Genomic DNA, 16,905 nt, shown 5'->3' with positions numbered 1-16,905 from the left:
ATGCATCCATATTTACCGCTAACAGCGGAAGATAAAGAGCTAATGCTAAAAGCAATAGGGGTAAACTCTATAGATGAATTATTTGCAGATATTCCAAAGGATGTTCGTTTAGATAAAAGCTTAAATATAAACAAGGGTATGTCAGAGTTAGAGGTTCAATCTTATTTTAATAGCTTAGCTAATTTAAATAAAAGTTGTAATGACTTAGTATGTTTTTTAGGTGCAGGAGCTTATGATCACTATATACCTTCATTGATTAAGCATATAATATCAAGATCAGAATTTTACACTGCATACACTCCTTATCAAGCAGAAATAAGTCAGGGAACTCTCCAAGTAATATTTGAATATCAAACAATGATAGCAAATCTTACAGGAATGGAAGCTGCTAACGCTTCAATGTATGATGGAGCAACTGCTTGTGCAGAAGCAGCTCAAATGGCTGTAGATTCAACAAGAAGAAAGTCTGTTATTATTTCAAAAACTGTTCATCCAGAAACAAGAAAAGTACTAAAAACTTATTTGGGATTTAAAAATTTAAATTTAATTGAGATAGAAGAAATTGATGGCGTTACTGATGTAGAAAGACTTAAAGTTGAATTAAACAAAGATATAGCTGCTGTGATTATTCAAACTCCAAATTTCTTTGGAATAATTGAAGAACTAACAGAAGTAGAAAAACTTGTTCACCAAAACAAATCCTTGCTTATTGTTAGCTGTGACCCTATATCTCTTGGGGTTTTAAAAAGCCCAGGAGAATATGGCGCAGACATAGTAGTAGGTGAGGGCCAATCCTTAGGAAATAGTTTGAATTATGGAGGACCTTATTTAGGTTTTTTAGCAACAACAAACAAGTATTTAAGAAAGATGCCCGGTAGAATAGTAGGTCAAACAATAGATAAGGAAGGTAAAAGAGGTTTTGTTTTAACATTACAGGCAAGAGAGCAGCATATAAGAAGAGATAAAGCTTCATCCAATATTTGTTCAAATCAATCACTTAATGCTTTAACTGCTCTAATATATCTAACAACTCTTGGTAAAAAGGGCATAAGAGAAGTAGCTATGCAAAGTATGCAAAAATCCCATTATGCTTTTGAACAAATAACAAAGAGTGAAAAATACAATACAGTATTTAATAAACCATTCTTCAAAGAGTTTGCGGTAGCATCAAATAATTCTGCGCAAGAGATAAATAATGTTTTACTAGAAAATAAAATCCTTGGTGGATATCAATTAGAAAAGGAATACCCTCGCTACAAAAATTCAATGCTTCTTTGTGTAACTGAGAAAAGAACAAAGAGCGAAATCGACAAATTGGCATGTGTATTGGAGGGAATTAAATAATGAAGGAATATAATAAAGTTATTTTTGAACTATCCAAAGAAGGAAGAAAGGCATATTCTCTTCCTAATTGTGATGTACCAGAAGTAAGTATTGATAAATTAATTCCTGAAGAGTTCCTAAGCAGTAAAGAACCAGAGCTTCCAGAAGTCAGTGAAGTAGATGTAGTTAGGCATTTTACATTACTTTCAAATAAAAATTACGGCGTTGATTCAGGATTTTATCCTTTAGGTTCCTGTACTATGAAATATAATCCTAAAATCAATGAAGATATGGCTTCAATACCTAAGTTTTTAAATCTCCACCCCTATCAGCCAGAAGACACTGTACAGGGTGCTTTAAAGTTAATGTATGAACTTAGTGAAAAGCTAGCAGAAGTAACTGGTCTTGAAGATGTATCTCTTCAACCAGCTGCAGGGGCACATGGAGAGCTGTCAGGACTTATGGTTATTAAGGCTTATCATGAAAAAAGAGGAGATTTTAAAAGAACAAAGATAATAGTAGCAGATTCAGCCCATGGTACCAATCCAGCTTCGGCATCAGTGGCAGGATTTGATGTAATAGAAGTTCAATCTGACTCAAGTGGAGCTGTAGACATTGAAAAGCTAAGGGCTGTGTTAAGCGATGAGGTAGCAGGATTAATGCTTACTAATCCAAGCACCTTAGGATTGTTTGAAAAGAACATTGTAGAAATAGCTGAGCTTGTTCATGAAGCAGGGGGGTTATTATATTATGATGGCGCTAATATGAACGCTATTATGGGGAGAACAAGACCAGGAGATATGGGATTTGATGTATGTCATTTGAATTTACACAAAACTTTCTCAACTCCTCATGGTGGAGGGGGACCAGGAAGTGGTCCAATAGGCGTAAGAAAAGACTTAGTAGAATTCTTACCGAAACCAGTAATATCAAAAAAAGATGATAAATATTATTTAGATTATGATAGACCTTACTCAATAGGAAAGGTAAAAAGCTTCTATGGGAACTTTGGTGTCATGGTTAGAGCATTTTCATATCTCTTAACTATGGGGGCGGAAGGCTTAAAAGAAGCAAGTGAACTGGCAGTTTTAAATGCAAACTATATAAGAGCTAAATTAAAAGACTATTATGAATTACCTATAGATGATATATGTAAACATGAATTTGTTTTAGCTGGATTAAAGGATAATGATAATGTGTCAACCTTGGATATAGCAAAGAGACTGCTTGATTATGGATACCATCCTCCAACAATCTACTTCCCACTAATTGTGCATGAAGCTATAATGATAGAACCTACAGAGACAGAAAAACTTGAAACCCTTGACGAGTTTATAAATGCAATGATTAAAATTGCTGAAGAAGCAAAGGAAAATCCTGAACTTGTAAAATCCGCTCCAAATTGTACTGAGATTAAGAGGCTAGATGAAGTTAAAGCAGCAAGGTATCCAGTATTAAAATGGAGCAGATAATATAATTAACCCAACCCCAGACTGAATTAAAAAAATACCATAAAAAACCTAAGAGTTCTTAGGTTTTTTATGGTATTAAGTTTTGCTATAAGTTATAGAAATTACTACAAAAAATGATATAATATTAATGGCTATCAAGTGATTCTTAGGTTCAGATGGAGTTTGCTTATAAGGATGACTTTCTCCATCTGAACCTTAGAAGAGCTTATCCAGGTGCGTAGCAGTGCTTATCCCCCACTTTGATAGAAGATGGGGGTGTTAGCAATGGTAGCGATCGGATAAATAATCTAACAAATCATAAAGGAGTATAATATGGAAGCTAAACAAGTTTTAGAGATTGCGCTTTCTACGGGGCAAATACTTTTAAGTAATGGTGCAGAAGCTTATAGAGTTGAAGAAACAATCGAAAGAATATGTAGTTCTTACAATCTAGAGTGTGAATGTATGGTAACAGCCAAAGGCGTACTAATATCTCTTTTAGACGGCAATGATGAAAAGATAACTTCACTGAAAAAAATTAGGGCAAGGCGAGTGGATTTATATAGAATAGAACTTATTAATTCTTTTTCAAGAAATCTTCAGCATAAACCTATGACTTATGAAGAAGCTAAGCAGGTATTAAAAGATATAGAAGAAGCACCCTATTTCAGCTTTCCAGTAAGACTTTTTGCTGCAAGCATGACATCCTTTGTATATTCATTCTTCTTTAATGGGACAATCTATGATTCTATTGTTTCGGCCTTAGTAAGCATAGGGATTTACTATATGTTAGAGAAAATATCTAAAGTTGGATTCTTTCAGTTTTTTGAGTTTTTTCTTTCTGGCTTTATTATAGGAGGGTCAAGCATAATTGCACAAAGGCTATTACCCTTTGTAAGTAAAGGAAATGTTATAACCGGTGCAATAATGATATTATTACCTGGTGTAGCACTTACCAATGGTGTTAAAGATGTAATTTATGGTGACTTTGAATCAGGTATGGCTAAATTTGGTGAGGCAATGCTTATTATAATTGCTATAGGCGTAGGGATTGGTGCAGCATTAGCTATAGGAGTAGGTGTGAAATTATGATAAAACAAATAGTATTAGCGTTTTTTGGTAGTATATTTCCTGTTATTCTTTTCAATATTGACAGAAAAAAGATAATATGGACTGGCTTTTGTGGAGCTATTGGTTGGGCAACTTATCTTGTAGTATATAAGTATACAGTTAGTCCAGTTTCTTCATCCTTTGCAGGATCTTTCGTTGTAGGCGTATACAGTGAATTAATGGCAAGAAAGCTTAGAACTCCTGCGGTGCAGTTTTCAATACCAGGAATATTTCCGCTTGTGCCTGGTATAACAGCATTTAATACTATAAATTACATAGTAGAACAAGATTATTCTGCAGCATATTCAAAGGGCATGCAAACAGTAGCTGTAGCAGGAGCGATTGCTTTTGGTATAATGCTTTCAGCAACAACATTTCGTTTTGTTTCTAAATTAATGATGTCAAAAAAATTAGCACAATAGTTTTAAAGGCTGTATTCTTAAAATATGAAGAATACAGCCTTTTTTAATTAAAATTTTACAAACCACTGCTAATATTTAGTATAAAATCTATAAGCATTTGTTCATATATATAAACTGAATCTACTTTTATAAATTCATCATCACCATGCCAGTTTTGACCTGTAGGTCCAAACTCCACAGCTGGTATATCATATTTTGAATAAAATCTAGTGTCTGCAGAGCCATGCTGACCGAATATTTCAGCATTATTATTGGTTATTTTTGCTATTGACTCACTTAATTTTAATACGTATAAATCATCAACTTTTGTTTTTACAGCATCACCTATGGAGTGAATATTTACTTTAACACCAGATACTTCTTCAATTTGTCTTATTATTTCTTGAGGATCTTGTCCAGGAAGAAATCTTATATCAAGACACATTTTGCAGTAAGCAGGTACTTTATTATAAACATCTCCCCCTTCCATTTTTGATAGATTGATAGAAGGGCAGTCATAGAGTTCTGATTTTTCTTTTGCAAAAGGTAATTCTAAAATAGCGTTAAAGGTCTCATAAGCTTTTATTATAGCGTTAGTTCCCTGCCAAGGCCTACTTCCATGAGCGGATTTTCCCAAAAACTCTAAGTATACCTGCAGTATACCTTTTGCTTGTACTCCTATACCTAATTGAGTAGGCTCACCGCAGATTACAAAATCTCCTCTAAAACCATTGTCAACTAAATATTTTGAACAGTTAAAGCCACCTGTTTCTTCATCTGTAACCAATTGAAGCTGCAGCTTACAATTCAAATCTTCGTTCTTAAGCTTTAACATTGTAGTAAGCATAGCGGCAGCTCCAGCTTTCATATCGGCACTACCTCTTCCAAAAAGGTTTCCATCTTCTATATAGGGAACAAATTGTTCAGCCTTTCCAGGTACAATGTCTAAATGGCCATTAAGTATTATTTTTTTATCACCATTTCCAATAGTACATATTAAAGTTTTAAACCCATTATTTTCGATTATTTCTGTTTTTAATCCCTGGGATAATAATATATCCTCACAGAAATCTATAGCTTTGTTTGCACCTTCTAAATTTGAACTATCAATTTTAATAAGTTCTTTTGTAATTTCTATACAGTCCATATAAATAACCTCCTAGTTGTATTTATGCTAAATTAATATAGCAAAAAACATACCAAAAAGAATATAATATAAATTTTCATTGATAAATTATCAATTATTAGTTAAAGTTTTGTATATATAATAATTTGGAGGTAACAAACTAATGAAAACAATAGCTGTTGTAACAAATAGCAATTCTAGGCTAGCAAAATTTTTAAAAAACAATTTGCAAAATATTTTTAAAGGATTTGTAAAAATAAATAATTATTATATAGATGACTTAAAGGATGACTCCATAATTAAGGATGATATAGTGCTTTTTATGATAAAAGAAAAGGCTCTAGAATGTGAAAAATATGTACAAAACAAAAAGAATACCATAATAATAGAAAGAACCTTAAGGGATAGTGAAATATATAAATTATTTACCCTTCCTAAAAATACTAAAGCCTTAGTAATCAACGATAGTAAAGAAACTACTTTAGAAACAGTTTCACTACTTTATCAGATAGGAATAAGTAATTTGCAACTTATAGCTTACGAACCTGATAAAATTTATGAAGATATTAATATTGCTATAACTCCAGATGAAGAAGAACATGTGCCTAAGTATATAGAGACTATAATAAATGTTGGGAATAGGTGTATAGATACTACTACTTTCATAAAAATAATAAATAAACTCAACATAGAGGATAAAAGATTAAGCGAAAGAGTTATAAACTATTCTGAAAGTATTATAAACTTAAATAATGGTATAAAAGAAAATTATAGGCAGCTTTATGTTGCAAATGAAGAGTTAGACATCATAATTAATTCTTCTAAGGAAGGATTTTTGCTTATAGACAATGAAGAAAATATATCTTTCTATAACAATGCTTTTAAGAACATTTTCTATATAAGAGAAGATATAAAAGGTAAAAAAATTGGTGATGTTTTAGATAAAGAAGTTGTAAATACATTTACAAAAGAGATTATTAAGGATGAAATATTAGAGCTAAAAGGAAGATATATTAATGTTAATAAACAAATTGTAAAGTCCTTAGGGCAAAACATTGGCTACTGTTTCAACATTCAAGAAGTAACTTATATTAAGCAGTTGGAACAAAATTTGAGTAAAAAGCTTAGAAATAAGGGACTTATAGCTAAGTATGATTTTAATGATATACTCACTAATTCAGTTAGAATGAAAGAGTGTATAAGCTTGGCAAAAAAAATTGCTTCTTCGGATCTTACAGCATTAATTACAGGAGAAAGCGGTACTGGCAAAGAGGTCTTAGCTCAATCTATTCATAATGCATCAAATAGATCTAAACAACCTTTTGTTGCAATAAACTGCGCCGCTTTACCTGAGAGCTTACTTGAAAGCGAATTATTCGGGTATGAAGGAGGGTCCTTTACTGGGGCCTTAAAAGAAGGAAAGGCAGGATTATTTGAGCAGGCTCATAACGGTACCATATTTTTAGATGAGATAGGAGATATGCCATTATCTCTCCAAACTAGAATGCTTAGAGTAATTCAAGAAAGACAAGTTATGAGAATAGGTTCTCAAAGCGTTATAGACATTAATGTAAGAATAATTGCTGCTACCCATAGAAATTTAATGCAGATGATAAACGAGGGTAAATTTAGAGAGGATTTATTTTATAGATTAAATGTACTGCCAATAAATATTCCTCCACTTAGAGAGCGAAAAGAAGATATAATATTAATTTTAGAGAGTTCCTTAAATGGGAAAAAGAATCTAAAGCTTTCGAAAGATGTAGTAGATTTATTATTAAATTACACTTGGCCTGGAAATATAAGAGAACTTAAAAATGCTGCAGATTATATTGAGCTTATGAGTGATGAAGAAATCAAAATAGAAAATATTCCTTTTTATATTTTAAATTGCAATGTAGATTATAAGCGGGAGTGTGACTATTTAAATGATAAATGCAATGTGGAAAATGCCTTAGAGATATTAGAAATTATTGAAGAAAAAAATTCAAGTAACATGGGTGTAGGAAGAAAAAATATAGAAGAAGCCTTAAAAAATAGAAGTAGAAGCATAACGGAAGCAGAAGTAAGAAGAATTTTAACAATCTTGAATGACTTAGGAATAATTACATCCAGCTTAGGTAGAAGAGGCAGTGAACTCACTGTTAAGGGAAGAAATTTTATAAAGTGGATAAAAAATAGGATAAACTAATAACCTATTTAACCAATAAAGTAGAGGAAATTATTTGAATTTCCTCTACTTTTATTTAATTTTTAACAAAGAGAAAATTAAATATGAGAATTAACTGACACTTAAAAGTATATTTATAATTAAAATTCATTTGGCACGCAAATTGCTATATATATTTGCGAAGAAGTTACATTGGAGGGACAGATATGAATAAACCACTAATAGGAATTATAGGAAATTTATTAATTGATCAGGGAGGAATGTTTCCAGGATACAAAAGAGCATATGTAAATAACGATTATGTACAAACTGTTGCTATGGCTGGAGGTACACCATTTATACTTCCGCTGATATCGGATTATGAGACTATTAAAGGTCAGATAGCTAATATTGATGCTTTAATAATTTCAGGAGGATATGATGTAAATCCTTTAGTATATGGCGAAGAACCAATACCAGAGCAAGGGTTCTTATGTCCAGAAAGAGATGACTATGATATTAAAGTTATCAAAATTGCATTAGAGTTAAATAAACCAATACTTGGAATATGCAGAGGACTTCAAATACTAAATGCAGCACTAGGAGGAACAATATATCAAGACACATCCAAAATAGAAGGAAGCTACATAAAACATCAACAGAGTTCAAGACCAGATGTAGCTAGCCATACTGTTGAAGTAATAAAAGAAACAAAATTATATGATATATTAGGTGAAAGTGCTTTAACAAACAGCTTCCATCACCAAGCAATTAAAGAAGTTGCCACCGGATTTAAGGTTTCAGCAAGGGCAAAGGATGGAGTTATAGAAGCAATAGAAAAAGAAGAGGGTTTTGTAATCGCTGTACAATGGCACCCAGAAATGATGGCCAAAAAAGACTCAAAAATGCTTGACTTATTTAAAGCGTTAATAAAACAATGTACTAAGGAGGATTAATAATGGATAACAAGAAAAAACTAGGGCTTTGGAGTATAGTTTTACTCGGAATCAATGGAGTAATAGGTTCAGGCATATTTCTACTTCCAGGTAAGGCAATGAAGCTCATGGGACCAGGAAGTATATGGGTATATTTATTTGATATGATATTAGTTCTGTCAATGGCCTTATGTTTTGCAGAAGTTGCAGGTATGTTTAATAAAAATGGAGGTCCATATGTTTATGCAAAAGAAGCCTTTGGAGAATTTATTGGCTTTGAAGTTGGAATTATGAAGTGGGCAGTAGGTATTATAGCGTGGGCTACAATGGCGGTTGGATTCCCAACAGCTTTAGCAAAAATTTGGCCAGCAGCGGCTGATACTTATACTAAAAATATGATAGCTGTTTTAATACTTGTAGGCTTAGGATGTGTAAATATTTTAGGTGTAAGCGCTACTAAGTATTTAAATAACATAATAACTATAGGAAAATTAGTACCGTTAATATTCTTTGTAGCCATAGGTATATTTTGTATAAAGGGTTCAAATTTCACACCTATGTTTCCTAGTAATGTTACCTCAGCAACCTTTGGATCAGCCGCAATATTAATATTCTATGCCTTCACTGGCTTTGAATCTATAGCAGTAGCTGCTGAAGATATGGATAATCCTGAGAAAAATATTCCAATAGCAATTATTATAACTATGGTTTTAGTATCAATTATATACATATTAACTCAAACAGTATCAGTAGGTACTTTAGGATCAAAACTTGCTTCAAGTACTACTCCAGTTGCAGATTCAGCTAATACTTTCTTTGGGGGCTTTGGAGGAATGCTTGTTACAGCTGGAACGCTAGTTTCAATAGGGGGTATAAATATTGCTGCATCCTTTATCACTCCAAGGTCAGGAGTTGCTTTAGCTGATGACGGACTATTACCTAAAGTAATTGCAAAGAAAAGTAAATTTGATACACCTTATATTGCTATAATAGTGACTGTAATACTCGCAATTCCAATCGCAATATCAGGAAGCTTTACTCAGCTTGCAGCAATAAGCGTAATTTCAAGATTTGCCCAGTATATACCAACATGTCTTTCAGTAATTATATTTAGAAAAAGAAATGATTTAAAAAGTACATTTAGAATACCTTTTGGCCCAGTACTGCCTATTTTATCTGTAGTAGTTAGCTTATGGCTATTAACTCAAGCAACTAAACAGCAGATTATATGGGGACTTGGAGCATTAGTTATAGGAATACCACTATACTTTATAATGAGAAAAGGAAATAATTCAACAGAAAATAAAGAAGTTTATTAAAATAACATAGCTATTGCTAGATATATTCTGGCGATAGCTATGTTTTTAGTATAAAAATAGCACCAGAATTGTACTAGTGTCATTTAAAATCTTATCTCTTTGCTCTATCAAGAGCTCTATTAACAGCTAACTTCCAGTTATCAACTACATTTTTTTCATTCCCAACGTCACCAATAGTAACATTAGTTGTTTGGTTTTGAACTATAGAAGATGCTAAGTCTCTTCTAACTCGCTCATAGTTATTTACAGTATTTCCACCTGCAGTTGTGCCGTTAATAGTAGTTCCATCAGTAGCGCCGCCAGTTGTGCCGCCAGTCACCAGATTCCCAGATGCAGTTCCATTTGCACGTCCGCCTCCAGTACCAGTTATTGCTCCACTAGTAGCTCCACCTTTAGTTCCACCAGTAGTTCCTCCAGTAACATTGTCTTTAGTACCTCTAGTAGTTTCACCAGGAGTTCCGCTGGCAGTACCACCCATATTGGAGCCAATAGCAGTTCCAGCATTTCCTGTAGAAGTTTGCCTGTTAGTACTTATTTCGTTGCCTTTGGCATCAAGAGTTTTAAGGACAACATTAGAAATTCTACCTCCAGTAATTGTAACTACAGCTGCTTGATTTCCCGTTGCAGTTTTGTTACCTTCGCCAATATAAACACCATCTCTATATGTTGTGGTAGTTCCTGGATTACTGCCTTGATTTAAACCTATATTTGCTCCGCCTTGATTAATTCCCGCATTATTAAAGGAAGTATTTCTATTACCACATGCATTTAAAGAACATGTTATCAGTGCTACTGCAACAATGCTTACTACTTTTTTCATAGTATTACCTCCTAAGTTTTCATCCTTTGAGAACAGGTATAAAATATCCACGTAAAGGTAAAATAAATTTAATTAAAAATATATTTTACTAATATAAGATATCAATATTTAGGTTATCCGATATATAGGTTTTTATGCTTGCATAGTATTTTCTATCAATAGCAGTATATTCAATTAAATAATTAATACTTTATTTGAAGTGGTAGAAACATAATATGATTTCAGTGATGAAGGGGCAATGGAAAAAGTAGAACATAACTTATATAGAAAGCATGATTAAGGTGGTGAAAGAAGTCAAAATGAAATATATTTTTATAACTTTTTTTATAGCAATACAGATATATGTTTTGTTTCTTACATATTATTACAATGTTATATCCATTTTTGGATTAAAAAGGGAGAAGGAAGAGGAGGATTGCCCACCGGAGAAGAACTTTGCAATCGCCATAGCTGCACATAATGAGGAAAAGGTAGTCGGGCAGATACTTGACAATTTAAAAGAACTAGACTATCCAAAGGAACTATATGATGTTTTCGTCATATGTGATAACTGTACTGATAATACTGCTAAAATAGTTAGAGAAAAAGAAGTAGTAGCATTAGAGAGAGTTGATAGAAAAAATAAAGGAAAAGGTTACGCATTAAAATGGTTTTTTGATTTATTATTTAAAATGGACAAAAAATATGATGCAGTTGTAGTATTTGATGCTGATAATCTTGTAACAAAAAATTTTTTATTAAAGATGAATAATAATTTAATAGATGGCAATGAAGTTATACAAGGATATTTAGATAGTAAAAACCCAGATGATTCATGGGTTACACTTTCAAATGCACTGGCATATTGGATTACCAATCGGGTATTTCAATTAGCACGAAAGAGACTCAAATTAAATGCAGCACTTGGTGGAACTGGTTTTTGTATGTCTACTAATGTTTTAAGAAAATTTGGTTGGAACGCCATGAGTTTAACTGAAGATCTTGAATTCACTATGATATGCACATTAAATAATATACCAGTAGTTTGGGAGCACCATGCAAGAATTTACGATGAGAAACCTCTTACAATGAAGGCATCCTTTAGACAGAGAGTAAGATGGCTTCAAGGACATTGGGATTGCTGTTTCAGATATTCAGGTAAGTTATTAAAGCAAGCATTTACTAAAGGAAGTTTCCCATGCTTTGATGCTTTTATATATCTTATTCAGCCATCAAAGATGATATTAGATGCTTTTTCATTTACAATGTTACTATTAAGGCTCATTTTCCATAATATACCTATAATAAAATTAGTGCTTCCAGGATGGTTCTGGTTTATAGCATTGTTTTTTAGATATATAATACCAATAATAGCATTAGCTTTTGAAAGGGTGCCAATAAAGAGAATGTTTGCTATATTTATATATCCTTTATATGGCATAACATGGGTTCCAATAAGCGTACTAGGTCTAATAAAAAAGGATCAGAAAGTGTGGAGTCATACAAAGCATGATAGAGTAATTGAAGAAGAGCATTTAGAATCTATAATAAATAAAAAGAGAATTTAAGTGTAAAAAAGGAAGTGATATGACATAAAGTCATATACTTCCTTTTTTACACTACAAAATGGTAACCATTAAAGTATCCTATAGTAGTTAGCGCATTAAAAATGGTAAATAAAAATAGATATCCTAAAAATATAAATTCATACTTCTTACATAATTCCACAATATAAAAATACATTGGTATAGATACCATGAGATATCGAGGTATGCTCACTAAATCGGAGCCGGCATTTGAAAAGGGGATAGTAATAACTAAAAAACCATAAATCAGAAGAATGACTTCTTTAATAGTAAGCTTTCTAAAGTACAATATAGCATAAAGAATGAATACGCCTAAAACTGCTGTTGCAATGCAAAAACTAATTATTCCATTGTTCCATCCACCACTAGACAAAAAGTAGGGATTGAAAATATAATCTACATAACTTTTAAATGGAATACTCAACTTTCTACCCCAGTTATTTACGTCGTGAAGTGGTGCCAAAAAATCACCAGTTAGATATTTCATATAGGAAAAGTATATGCTTATTGGAATTATAGAAATAACCATACACATAAAAATCTTTTTTAATTGATCAGTAACATTTTTCTTGTTATTGATTTCTGACAGCATCATTAAAAAAATATACATAACGTTTACAAAACCGGGGAAACGGGTAATAGCTGACAATCCTGCAAAAATTGATGCATTAATATATCTGCCTTTCATAGAATAATATAGTGTTGCTGCAGACAAACATAGAAACAAGCTTTCAGTATAGGGAACAGAATAAAAGATTGAAGAAGGATAACATAATATAAGTGCTAGTGTAAAATATGTTTCACTCCTTGAAAATCTTCGAAGTTCACATATTTTATATATGTAAAATAATGCAAATAAAAGCAATCCATTTGATAAAATTAATGCGTTAATCAAGTTACTAGAGCTTATATTTAAAATTCTCATAGCTCTAATTAATAACGGATACAGCGGGAAAAAGCTTATTCTTGTAGCAGAATTGCTTTCTGACATAGTAACTTTTGGATAACCTATGTCAGCAATTTGGAAATAGAACCCGCTGTCAAACTTGTTAAAATCCTCGACAGATATTCTTTTTAATCTCGGTGATTTTATAGTATTCGTAATATCACTTTTAGCTGAATCATACATAGGAAAAGTATTAATACTAATAAATCCAAGAATATATAATGATAATCTTGAAATAAATATTAAAACAAGAATTTTTAATATTAGTATTATATTGTCAGTGAAGTTTCTTTTCAATTTGCAACCACTCCTGTATCTTAACTTGTTTGTTGCCTTTCTTTTGAACTGCTAAAAACTAAGACTTTACTTCCGACATAATTTGAAATAGTAGAAAAGACTGTTGCAAATATTTGCGACACCATGCTATCAATATTTAATTTATCAACTAAAATATAAATTACAAATAAATTTATTCCAAGAGATATTAAATTTACTATGGTAAACTTAATAAACTGTGCAATAACCTTTTTATCTCTATTTTGAAAGGTCCACCTTTTATTTAAGATATAACTATTTATCATTCCAAGAACGTATCCAAATAATGAACTTGTTAGATAGTTTATCTGTAATATTTTGTTGAGAATATAGAAAGTTGCCAATGTAATTAAAGTATTAACAGAACCTACAATGCAAAATTTTATTAATTTAATCATAAATTACCTCAAAGTTAAACTATGTTTATTTACTCAATTCCATATCTTTTATCAGAGTGAAGTTCTCTACTAACAACATATAGATGTTTAGCCAAATTCTTTTTTAAACTTAAATTTGCTGCTTTATTTATGTTCTTATCAATATTTATCTCTTTATCTATTATATATAAAGGTCTTCCTTTACTCTCATCATAAATTCTTGCTATATACTCTCCAACCACACCAATAGAAAGCAATTGAATTCCACCTATGAAGGCAATAACAGTAATAATCAAGGTCCAACCGATTGCAAAACTATTAGGTCTTATTGGAGTTGTTACCAGCAAGCAAATAAGAATACTAAGAGCTATTAAGGCAATAAAAGATCCTAGATATTCAACCATTTTTATAGGTTTTGATGAAAAAGAGAAGATACCGTCTAATGCAAATTTTATCATCTTTTTTAATGGATACTTTGTCTCACCTGCAAAACGTTCTTTTCTTTCATACTCTAAAGGGGTTTGATTAAATCCTACCCAACTAGACATACCTCTTAAAAATCTGTTTTGTTCCGGCATTTGCTTTAGGGCTTCAACAACTCTTCTATCCATTAATCTAAAATCGCCAGTATCCATAGGGATTTTTACATTGCTCATTTTATCTAGCATTCTGTAGAAGGTTTTTGCAGTAGCAAGTTTAAACCAACTTTCACCATCACGTTTTTTTCTTTTTCCGTATACTACATCATATCCATCTTCCCAAAGTTTAATCATTTCAGGTATAACCTCTGGAGGGTCCTGTAAATCAGCATCTATAATTACTATAGCATCTCCACAGGCTTTATCTATACCAGCAGTAACAGCAATTTGATGGCCAAAGTTTCTTGAAAAGCTTATTACCTTAACTCGTTGATCCTTCTGAGCTATTTTTTTCAATATCTCAAAGGTTGCATCTGTGCTTCCGTCATTAACAAAAACAATCTCATAACTAAGGTTATTTTCTTTGGCTACAGTAGTTAACCTGTTATAACATTCTTCTGCAACTTCTTCCTCAAAGTACATAGGTACGATTATTGATATAAGTTTTGAGCTCATGTTAGTAACCTCCATTTTAAAATGTTATATATTATGCTATTTTAAACATCCTCACTTATTTTGCCACATTCTGCATGTATTATTCTGATAGTAATATTTTTATTAGATAATGTTTTAGTATATTATTTGCGGCCTAGGTCACTATAAAATCAGTGATAATGTAATTTTAAGTAAAAATAAAGATAATGAGTTTATTATATATTCTTGAGGGAATAATGAGTTTAGACTGTTGATTTTAAGCAACAGTCAGGAAGGAGGAAAAATTTTGAATATATTCAAAAATAAATTTTTTGATAATATTATTGAGTATATAGAAAAATATTATTATATATTTCTTATTATAATACTGGCAATAGCACTAATTAATCTATTTTATAATTTAGGTAAGTTTCCAATCAATAGTTGGGATGAAGCAAGACATGGCGTAAGTGCTTATGAAATGATTAAAAGAAATAATTACATAGTAAATACATATTCATATACAAATGATTATTGGAATTTGAAGCCGCCTATAAGTTACTGGGCAATAGCAGCAGGGTATAGAATTGCAGGATATAATGCATTAGGACTAAGAATTTTTTCAGCCTTAGCAGGATTTATCACAATACTTTCCGTTGCTGTTTTTACATTACATAAATATGGAAGATTATCATCAATAATATCAACTTCTACTATAGCTTCAACTATGCCATATATTTTAGAACACTGTGCAAGATCAGGGGATGCGGATTCCGCATTTGTAATGTTTTTTACTTTATCTATAATTTCAATATCTTTATTGAATAGAAGCGTAAAATGGTTATATATATCAGGGACAGCTTTTTCATTAGCCTTTCTTACAAAAAGCTGGCATGCAGGTAGTATTGGGGTTATTATTGGATTATACTTAATCTTAAGTAGAAAGTTATTTAAATTAAGAGTTAGAAGTATTTGCATATTTGTTCTCAGCTGTATTTTCCCAATTATCATTTGGGGAATTTTTCGGTATGGCGCGGATAAACTTCTCTTTTTTAAAAACATGATAAATTACGATTTGCTAGCCAGATCTTCAGTAGCTTTAGAAGGTCATGTAGGAAGTACTTCCTACTATATAGAAGTATTGCAAAGCTCTTATTTCTACTGGATGCTAGTATTAGTAAGCACGGTAGTAGCTTTTACAGTAATACTTGAGCAAGAAATGATAAATAAAGATTCAATAAATGATATATTACTAATTTTATTGTGGATAATAGTACCTTTCCTTTTTTATACTAAGGCAAAGACCAAAATTGGTTGGTACATATTGCCTATATTTCCTGCAATGGCAATAATTATAGGTGCAGCATCAGGATATTTATTAAAATGTAAAAGTAGAAACCTAGCTTCTCAATTATTAATAAGTATATTGCTTTTATTCTCTACATATAAAAATGAGATATCTATTATAAAAATGATTGTAAACCCTGGAATAGATTATGCTCAAGAGACCCTTAAAAATATAGGAAAGCTACCTCAATACAAGGGACATAACATATATACATTATATAAAACTAATTCTGCAGATAATCCTAACAGATGGGATCAGAGTTATTTGCTATGTGCAGAACTTTATGGAGACATGAAGGCAGTTGAGGGGGGAGTTGAAGGCTTCTTAAGGGATAAAAGCAGTAAGCCTTTATTACTAATTTCTAAAGATAAAATATTAATATCTGAAATACAAAAAAATAATTTTAAGGTTGTCACCGAGAATGAATTTGTATACATACTAAGTAAATAATACTAGTGTTTGCTAACATAGAAAATTCAGTGCATGAAAGTGCATCTAGTATACTGAGTTTTTATTTGAAGATTGTAGGCTGTACTAACGGTATTATAATTATTGAATAATAGATATTTGCTGTATTATATTATAAGTTGTAACTCTAAAATATTGACAAATGTTGCATTTAAAAATAGAATAATTATATCATAGTAAATTACTCAGAATTTTAGTAG

Annotated in this window: 14 protein-coding genes; 9 read left to right on the top strand and 5 right to left on the bottom strand. The window is 31.5% G+C overall.

Features of this window, described 5'->3' with window-relative positions:
• The 4 genes from gcvPA (at position 1) to I6U51_RS02620 (ending at position 4,306) form a co-directional block, all read left to right on the top strand.
• Entirely contained in the window at positions 1-1,344 is a 1,344-nt protein-coding gene (gene gcvPA, locus I6U51_RS02635; RefSeq protein WP_211141044.1) for an aminomethyl-transferring glycine dehydrogenase subunit GcvPA, read from the top strand.
• Entirely contained in the window at positions 1,344-2,795 is a 1,452-nt protein-coding gene (gene gcvPB, locus I6U51_RS02630) for an aminomethyl-transferring glycine dehydrogenase subunit GcvPB (RefSeq protein ID WP_211141043.1), read from the top strand. Before gcvPA ends, gcvPB begins: the two co-directional genes overlap by 1 nt.
• A gap of 312 nt (positions 2,796-3,107) precedes the next feature.
• Positions 3,108-3,866: a threonine/serine exporter family protein gene (locus I6U51_RS02625; protein ID WP_211141042.1), complete on the top strand. Its 759-nt coding sequence runs from the start codon at positions 3,108-3,110 to the stop codon at positions 3,864-3,866.
• Positions 3,863-4,306, top strand: a complete 444-nt coding sequence (locus tag I6U51_RS02620; RefSeq protein ID WP_211141041.1) for a threonine/serine exporter family protein — start codon at positions 3,863-3,865, stop codon at positions 4,304-4,306. The genes I6U51_RS02625 and I6U51_RS02620 overlap by 4 nt, the downstream gene beginning before the upstream one ends.
• A gap of 55 nt (positions 4,307-4,361) precedes the next feature.
• Here I6U51_RS02620 and I6U51_RS02615 read toward each other — a convergent pair whose 3' ends face one another.
• Positions 4,362-5,432 carry a M20 family metallopeptidase gene (locus tag I6U51_RS02615; protein ID WP_211141040.1) on the bottom strand — a complete coding sequence of 357 codons (1,071 nt, stop codon included), beginning with the start codon at positions 5,430-5,432 and terminating at the stop codon, positions 4,362-4,364.
• A 142-nt stretch (positions 5,433-5,574) separates the two neighbouring features.
• On the opposite strand from I6U51_RS02615, the gene I6U51_RS02610 reads away from it, so the two are divergent.
• The 3 genes from I6U51_RS02610 (at position 5,575) to I6U51_RS02600 (ending at position 9,814) form a co-directional block, all read left to right on the top strand.
• Complete coding sequence (locus I6U51_RS02610; protein WP_211141039.1) at positions 5,575-7,602, top strand: sigma 54-interacting transcriptional regulator; 2,028 nt, start codon at positions 5,575-5,577, stop codon at positions 7,600-7,602.
• 185 nt (positions 7,603-7,787) lie between these two features.
• Entirely contained in the window at positions 7,788-8,516 is a 729-nt protein-coding gene (locus I6U51_RS02605) for a gamma-glutamyl-gamma-aminobutyrate hydrolase family protein (protein WP_211141038.1), read from the top strand.
• A gap of 2 nt (positions 8,517-8,518) precedes the next feature.
• The gene (locus I6U51_RS02600) at positions 8,519-9,814 is read left to right on the top strand and encodes an APC family permease (protein ID WP_211141037.1); all 1,296 of its coding nucleotides are present in this window, start codon (positions 8,519-8,521) and stop codon (positions 9,812-9,814) included.
• 91 nt (positions 9,815-9,905) lie between these two features.
• On the opposite strand, the gene I6U51_RS02595 is transcribed toward I6U51_RS02600, so the two are convergent.
• Positions 9,906-10,634 (bottom strand): hypothetical protein, encoded by a 729-nt coding sequence (locus tag I6U51_RS02595; protein WP_211141036.1) that lies wholly within the window; start codon positions 10,632-10,634, stop codon positions 9,906-9,908.
• Positions 10,635-10,906: 272 nt separating this feature from the next.
• Between I6U51_RS02595 and I6U51_RS02590 the strand changes: the two genes are divergently transcribed.
• Positions 10,907-12,181 (top strand): glycosyltransferase family 2 protein, encoded by a 1,275-nt coding sequence (locus I6U51_RS02590; RefSeq protein WP_246517034.1) that lies wholly within the window; start codon positions 10,907-10,909, stop codon positions 12,179-12,181.
• Positions 12,182-12,227: 46 nt separating this feature from the next.
• On the opposite strand, the gene I6U51_RS02585 is transcribed toward I6U51_RS02590, so the two are convergent.
• The 3 genes from I6U51_RS02585 to I6U51_RS02575 are packed head-to-tail and all read right to left on the bottom strand — an operon-like array spanning position 12,228 to position 14,931.
• Entirely contained in the window at positions 12,228-13,442 is a 1,215-nt protein-coding gene (locus I6U51_RS02585; protein WP_211141035.1) for a mannosyltransferase family protein, read from the bottom strand.
• Between the two features lie 20 nt (positions 13,443-13,462).
• Positions 13,463-13,858: a GtrA family protein gene (locus I6U51_RS02580; protein ID WP_211141034.1), complete on the bottom strand. Its 396-nt coding sequence runs from the start codon at positions 13,856-13,858 to the stop codon at positions 13,463-13,465.
• A gap of 29 nt (positions 13,859-13,887) precedes the next feature.
• Positions 13,888-14,931 carry a glycosyltransferase family 2 protein gene (locus tag I6U51_RS02575; protein ID WP_211141033.1) on the bottom strand — a complete coding sequence of 348 codons (1,044 nt, stop codon included), beginning with the start codon at positions 14,929-14,931 and terminating at the stop codon, positions 13,888-13,890.
• Between the two features lie 265 nt (positions 14,932-15,196).
• On the opposite strand from I6U51_RS02575, the gene I6U51_RS02570 reads away from it, so the two are divergent.
• Positions 15,197-16,687, top strand: a complete 1,491-nt coding sequence (locus tag I6U51_RS02570; protein WP_211141032.1) for an ArnT family glycosyltransferase — start codon at positions 15,197-15,199, stop codon at positions 16,685-16,687.
• The last annotated feature ends 218 nt before the right edge of the window (positions 16,688-16,905 follow it).

The sequence above is a fragment of the Clostridium aciditolerans genome (genome assembly GCF_016316925.1).
Classification (GTDB): Bacteria; Bacillota; Clostridia; order Clostridiales; family Clostridiaceae; genus Clostridium_AM; species Clostridium_AM aciditolerans.
The sequence above is the reverse complement of the archived record's forward strand: the minus strand, read 5'-3'. Positions and strand labels throughout refer to the sequence as shown.